Here is a 5,607-nt window from a genome sequence, read left to right on the forward strand (position 1 = left end):
ACCTGCGCCGCGAGGTGCTGTCGGTGGGCTCCAGCGGCGGGACCGACCTGGTGCTGGAGATGTCGGCGGGCCGCGAGGTCCGCTGGGGCTCGGCGCAGGACACCCCGCGCAAGGCCGCCGTCCTGGACGTGCTGCTGACCCGCGAGGGCAAGGTGTACGACGTGACCAGCCCCGAGCTGCCGACGGTGTCCTGAGGTCGGGGGCGGCGCGCGACGGCTCCCACCGGCGCGCGCCGCGCGCTCCCGGCGTGCCCGTTCAGGCACTCGCGCGTGGTGATTCGCGTCACGGTTTGGCGCGGGCCCCGATCGCGTCGTCGCCGGTCTGCGCGGGTCGGGACACTTCCCACCACCCGCGATCACGGCTGCGCGCCCCCGACCACGTCTGATGAGGACGGTCGGTGGCGGCCGTCACGCCCGCCGCGCCGAGCGGGCTGGGCGAAACCGCCCGCGCGGTCGGACTACCCTTGGCCCAGCGCGGCGCTGCCCCACGGGGTGACCGGACGGCGGACGCCCGTGGCAACTACGGCGTGGCTGCTGGACCGACGCACCCCCGGTGCATACCGTCCAGCAGGAACATACGGGGTTGACACAGCTCTTGACCCAGCGTCGAGGGTTTCAATCCGGGTGCGGTGACCCGGTGGTCATCCGCATCCAGCACATGAGCACGGACACGATCAGGAAGGCGGACCGATGACGCCCCCGCACAACTACCTCGCGGTGATCAAGGTCGTCGGCATCGGCGGCGGTGGTGTCAACGCCGTCAACCGCATGATCGAGGTCGGGCTCAAGGGCGTCGAGTTCATCGCGGTCAACACCGACGCGCAGGCGCTGCTGATGTCCGACGCCGACGTCAAGCTCGACATCGGCCGGGAGCTGACCAGGGGACTCGGCGCGGGCGCCAACCCCGAGGTCGGCCACAAGGCCGCGGAAGACCACCGCGAGGAGATCGAAGAGGTCCTCAAGGGCGCCGACATGGTGTTCGTCACCGCCGGTGAGGGCGGTGGCACGGGCACCGGTGGCGCGCCCGTCGTGGCCTCGATCGCCCGCAAGCTCGGCGCGCTGACCATCGGCGTGGTGACCCGGCCGTTGGCGGTCGAGGGCAAGCGCCGGGGCAAGCAGGCCGAGGAGGGCATCCAGGCCCTGCGCAACGAGTGCGACACGCTCATCGTCATCCCGAACGACCGGCTGCTCCAGCTCGGCGACATCGGCGTCTCGCTGATGGACGCGTTCCGCTCCGCGGACGAGGTGCTGCTGTCCGGTGTCCAGGGCATCACCGACCTCATCACCACGCCCGGTCTGATCAACCTGGACTTCGCGGACGTCAAGTCCGTCATGTCCGGGGCGGGCAGCGCGCTGATGGGCATCGGCTCGGCCCGAGGCGAGGGCAGAGCGGTGCAAGCGGCCCAGAAGGCGATCAACAGCCCGCTGCTGGAGGCGTCCATGGAGGGCGCCCACGGAGTGCTGCTGTCGATCGCGGGCGGGTCGGACCTCGGGCTGTTCGAGATCAACGAGAGCGCCTCGCTGGTCCAGGAGGCCGCGCACCCCGACGCGAACATCATCTTCGGCACGGTCATCGACGACTCGCTCGGCGACGAGGTGCGGGTGACGGTGATCGCGGCCGGGTTCGACGGGAACGGGCCGACGCACAAGAAGCTCGAACCGCAGGCGCTGTCCAGCCCGCCGAAGGCGGTGGAGCCGCAGCCCGCGCCGCCGGTGGCGGTCGAGCCCTCGCCGCCCCCGACCCCGCCGCTGCCGACCCTCCCGGTCCAGCCGCAGCCGCCCGCGAGCACCTACCAGCCGCCGCAGCCGCTGCCCCGCCCGCTGGGCGGTCTCGGCAACCGCGCCGTGCCGGTCACGGACGACCCGGACGACGAGGTCGACGTGCCGCCGTTCATGCGGCGCTGAACGCGGACGGCCGCTGAGCGCGGCCCTTCGGGAACGTGCACGACGAGGAGCCCCCGGTGGTCCCACCGGGGGCTCCGTCGTGCTCGGGGCGGCGTCGCCGCACCGGGTGACCCGGCGCGGGTTCGGGGTTCGGCCCTGGGCGTGACAAGCTGGGGGAGTGCGCATCAGACGTGTCGTGACCACCCGCGAAGGCGGCGTCTCCAAGGCGCCCTACGACTCGTTCAACCTCGGTGACCACGTCGGGGACGACCCGGAGGCGGTCGAGGCCAACCGGGCCCGGCTCGCCGAGGGGATCGGCCTCCCCGTCACCGACCTGGTCTGGATGGAGCAGGTGCACGGGCGCACCGTCGCCGTGGTCGACGGGCCGCAGGGCGGTCCGCTGGAGGCCACCGACGCGGTCGTCACCACCCGGCCCGGCCTGGCGCTGGCCGTGCTCACCGCCGACTGCGTGCCGGTCCTGCTCGGCGACCCGGTCGCCGGGGTCGCCGCCGTCGCCCACGCCGGGCGGGTCGGGGCTCGGGTCGGCATCGTGCCCGCCGTGCTCAAGGCCATGGCCGACGCGGGGGCGACGCCGGAGAACACCGAGGTCCTGCTCGGCCCGGCGGTGTGCGGGGACTGCTACGAGGTGCCCGCCGACATGCGCGCCGACGTCGACAAGCACCTGCCCGGCAGCGCGGCCAAGTCCCGCGCGGGCAAGCCCTCGCTCGACCTGCGCGCGGGCATCTGGAACCAGCTCGCCGCCGCGGGCGTGGGCAGGATCGGCGTCGACCCGCGCTGCACCGTCGAGGAGCGCGCCCTGTTCAGCCACCGCCGCACCCCCGGCACCGGCCGCCTCGCCTCCGTCGCCTGGATCGAGCCGTGAGCCGCGAGGAGGAGCTCCGGCTCAACCTCGCCGAGGTCCGCGCCCGCATCGACAAGGCCTGCGAGGCGGCGCGCCGGGACCCCGCCGAGGTGACCCTGCTCGCGGTCACCAAGACCTTCCCGGCCTCCGACGTCCGGCTCCTGCACGGCCTCGGGCTGCGCGACTTCGCCGAGAACAAGGACCAGGAGGCACGGGCGAAGGTCGCCGACCTGGGTGATCTCGACGCGAACTGGCGGATGGTGGGCCGACTCCAGCGGAACAAGGCCAGGTCGGTCCTGACCTGGGCCGACCGGATCGACAGCGTAGACTCGACCCGGTTGGTCGACGCGCTCGTCGCGGCGGCGGCCAAGGACGGCGTTCACCGGGATGTGCTCATCCAGGTGAGCATTGACGGTGACACTGCGCGAGGAGGATGTCCGGTCCCTGATCTTCCGGACCTCGCCGCGCGCATCGGCCGTTCGAGTGAACTTAGGCTGAGGGGTGTGATGGCTGTCGCACCACTGGGCCGGTATCCCGGAGAGGCGTTTGCGCTCTTGAAGGGAGCGGTAACCCGCTTGCGTGACGATCATCCCGATGCCACCGTGATCTCGGCGGGGATGAGCGGCGACCTGGAAGATGCGATCGCATGGGGTTCGACGTGCGTGCGTGTCGGAACAGCGTTGCTGGGCAGCCGGGGACTAACCTCGCCGTAACTGTCCGGAACCTCTGGGGCCACCGCGACGTCCTTGCGGTTGGGGAACGGCGGAGGAAGGGCTTGGCATGAGCGGGTTCCACAAGCTGAAGGCGTACTTCGGGATGGTTCCCGCCGAGTACGCCGACGACCCTGACGCCTACGAGGACGAGCGCGGCGGGCGCTACTCGGAGTACCGCTCCGAGTACCCCGAGACCGCGGAGTACGAGACCTACCCCGAGCAGCGCGGACGGCGCCGTTCGAGCAGGTCCGAGTACCGCCCCGACCCGGAGGACGCCGAGGAGTACGAGTCGGACGCCCGCGCCCGGTCCCGCCGCTCGTGGAGCGAGACCCCGGTGCACGGCGCGCTGGCCATCGACGCGCAGCGCGAGCCCGCGCCCCGGCCCCGCGCCCTGCCCGCCCCGCAGCCGCAGCAGCCCGCCCCGGCGGCTGCCGCCCTGGGCCGGATCACCACCCTCAACCCGCGCAGCTACAACGAGGCGCGGGCCATCGGGGAGCACTACCGGGACGGCACGCCCGTCATCATGAACCTCACCGACATGGACGACGCCGACGCCAAGCGGCTGGTCGACTTCGCCGCCGGACTGGCGTTCGCCCTCCGGGGGTCCATCGACAAGGTGACCAACAAGGTGTTCCTGCTCTCACCCCCGAACATCGACGTGACCGCCGAAGACCGGAGGCGGCTCGCCGAGGGCGGATTCCTCAACCACGGCTGAGTGGTGGCACAGTTGGAGGTGTGGATGCCCTCTTGCTCGTGGTCTACTACCTGCTGTTCTCGTTCTGGCTGCTGCTCATCGCGCGCATGGTCGTGGAAGGCGTCCGCTCGTTCGCCAGGGACTGGCGGCCCGCGGGCGGCACGGCAGTGGCTCTGGAGACCGTCTACACCGTGACCGATCCCCCGATCCGCGCGCTGCGGCGGGTCATCCCCACCGTGCGGATCGGGAACATCAGTCTGGACTTGTCCATTATTGTGCTGTTGCTGGTCGTTATCATTCTGATGCGAGTAGCCGATCCCAGGTGAGGGGACCAGGGATGTCCACAGCCCAGGAGTGCGTGAGGTGATCTGATGCCGTTGACCCCCGCGGACGTGCACAACGTCGCGTTCAGCAAGCCGCCGATTGGCAAGCGGGGCTACAACGAGGACGAGGTGGACGCGTTCCTCGACCTGGTTGCGGGTGCGCTCGCCGGCCTGATCGAGGATAACACCGACCTGCGCCACCCGGTCGAGCAGCTCGACCAGCAGGTCGAGACCGCGCGCGCCGACCTGGAGGACGCACGAGCCAAGATCGCCGCCGGTGTCGGTGGTCCCAGCCGCGTCGTCGAGGAGCCCCGCAGGCTCGCGCCCGTGCCGCCCCCCTCGGCGCTGGAGCAGACGTCCCCCGGTGGTGGGGGTGACCACCACGTCCAGGCCGCCAAGGTCCTCGGGCTCGCCCAGGAGATGGCAGACCGCCTGACCGGCGAGGCCAAGGCCGAGGCCGACGGGATGCTGTCGGAGGCCAGGACGAAGTCCGAGCAGCTGCTCTCGGAGGCGCGCTCCAAGTCCGACACCATGGTGAACGAGGCGCGCACGCGTGCCGAGACCATGCTGAACGACGCGCGGACCCGCGCCGAGACGCTCGAGCGGCAGGCCCGCGACAAGGCCAGCGCGCTCGACCGCGACGCGCAGCGCAAGCACGCCGAGGTGATGGGCAACATCACCCAGGAGAAGAACACGCTCGAGAAGCAGATCGACAAGCTGCAGACGTTCGAGCGCGAGTACCGCACCAGGCTCAAGACCATGCTGGAGTCGTCGCTGCGCGACCTGCAGGACCGGGGCCCCGCGGCGCCGTCCGACGGCAGGGCCGGGCAGCAGGGCTACTCCTTCGGGGCTCGTGCCGAGGCGGGCTGAGCCCGGCTGGGCTGAGCCCGCGCTCCAGCGCTGATCTACGCTGCGAGCGTGCTGTACGCAGTCCTGCTCCTGGTCCTGGCCGCGCTCGGCTTGCTCGTGCCCGCGCTGACCAGCGCGTCCACCCTGTGGGCGTGGCTGTCGGTGGCGGCGAGCGCAGCCGCAGCGGTGGGGCTGGTGGTGGACTGGTGGCTGCACCGCCGGTCGGGGGCCGGTGCCGCCGCAGTCGTGGCACAGGGTAGTACTCAAGATCGTTCCGGTGACG

Annotated in this window: 6 protein-coding genes and 2 pseudogenes; all 8 read left to right on the forward strand. The window is 71.7% G+C overall.

Annotation, left to right across the window (positions count from 1 at the left end; all coding sequences use genetic code 11):
• Positions 1-194: pseudogene (locus ACTUAL_RS12795) on the forward strand (cell division protein FtsQ); the annotation flags it as partial.
• A 495-nt stretch (positions 195-689) separates the two neighbouring features.
• Positions 690-1,904, forward strand: coding sequence for a cell division protein FtsZ (gene ftsZ / locus ACTUAL_RS12800; RefSeq protein WP_440900390.1), 1,215 nt, complete (start codon positions 690-692; stop codon positions 1,902-1,904).
• Between the two features lie 157 nt (positions 1,905-2,061).
• Complete coding sequence (gene pgeF / locus ACTUAL_RS12805; protein WP_440900391.1) at positions 2,062-2,766, forward strand: peptidoglycan editing factor PgeF; 705 nt, start codon at positions 2,062-2,064, stop codon at positions 2,764-2,766.
• Entirely contained in the window at positions 2,763-3,458 is a 696-nt protein-coding gene (locus tag ACTUAL_RS12810; protein ID WP_440900392.1) for a YggS family pyridoxal phosphate-dependent enzyme, read from the forward strand. The genes pgeF and ACTUAL_RS12810 overlap by 4 nt, the downstream gene beginning before the upstream one ends.
• A gap of 67 nt (positions 3,459-3,525) precedes the next feature.
• Complete coding sequence (locus tag ACTUAL_RS12815; RefSeq protein ID WP_096496455.1) at positions 3,526-4,173, forward strand: cell division protein SepF; 648 nt, start codon at positions 3,526-3,528, stop codon at positions 4,171-4,173.
• A 20-nt stretch (positions 4,174-4,193) separates the two neighbouring features.
• A complete protein-coding gene (locus ACTUAL_RS12820) occupies positions 4,194-4,478 on the forward strand; it encodes a YggT family protein (RefSeq protein WP_096496454.1) in 285 nt (94 codons plus the stop codon).
• A 45-nt stretch (positions 4,479-4,523) separates the two neighbouring features.
• Positions 4,524-5,345: a DivIVA-like cell division protein Wag31 gene (wag31, locus tag ACTUAL_RS12825; RefSeq protein WP_440900393.1), complete on the forward strand. Its 822-nt coding sequence runs from the start codon at positions 4,524-4,526 to the stop codon at positions 5,343-5,345.
• Positions 5,346-5,393: 48 nt separating this feature from the next.
• A pseudogene (locus ACTUAL_RS12830) lies at positions 5,394-5,607 on the forward strand (hypothetical protein); the annotation flags it as partial.

It is taken from the genome of Actinosynnema sp. (assembly GCF_052038725.1).

Bases quoted from the DNA above. Each gene is read 5' to 3' on its own strand.
- ftsZ (WP_440900390.1), top strand. From the start codon at position 690: ATGACGCCCCCGCACAACTACCTCGCGGTGATCAAGGTCGTCGGCATC.
- ACTUAL_RS12815 (WP_096496455.1), top strand. From the start codon at position 3,526: ATGAGCGGGTTCCACAAGCTGAAGGCGTACTTCGGGATGGTTCCCGCC.
- wag31 (WP_440900393.1), top strand. From the start codon at position 4,524: ATGCCGTTGACCCCCGCGGACGTGCACAACGTCGCGTTCAGCAAGCCG.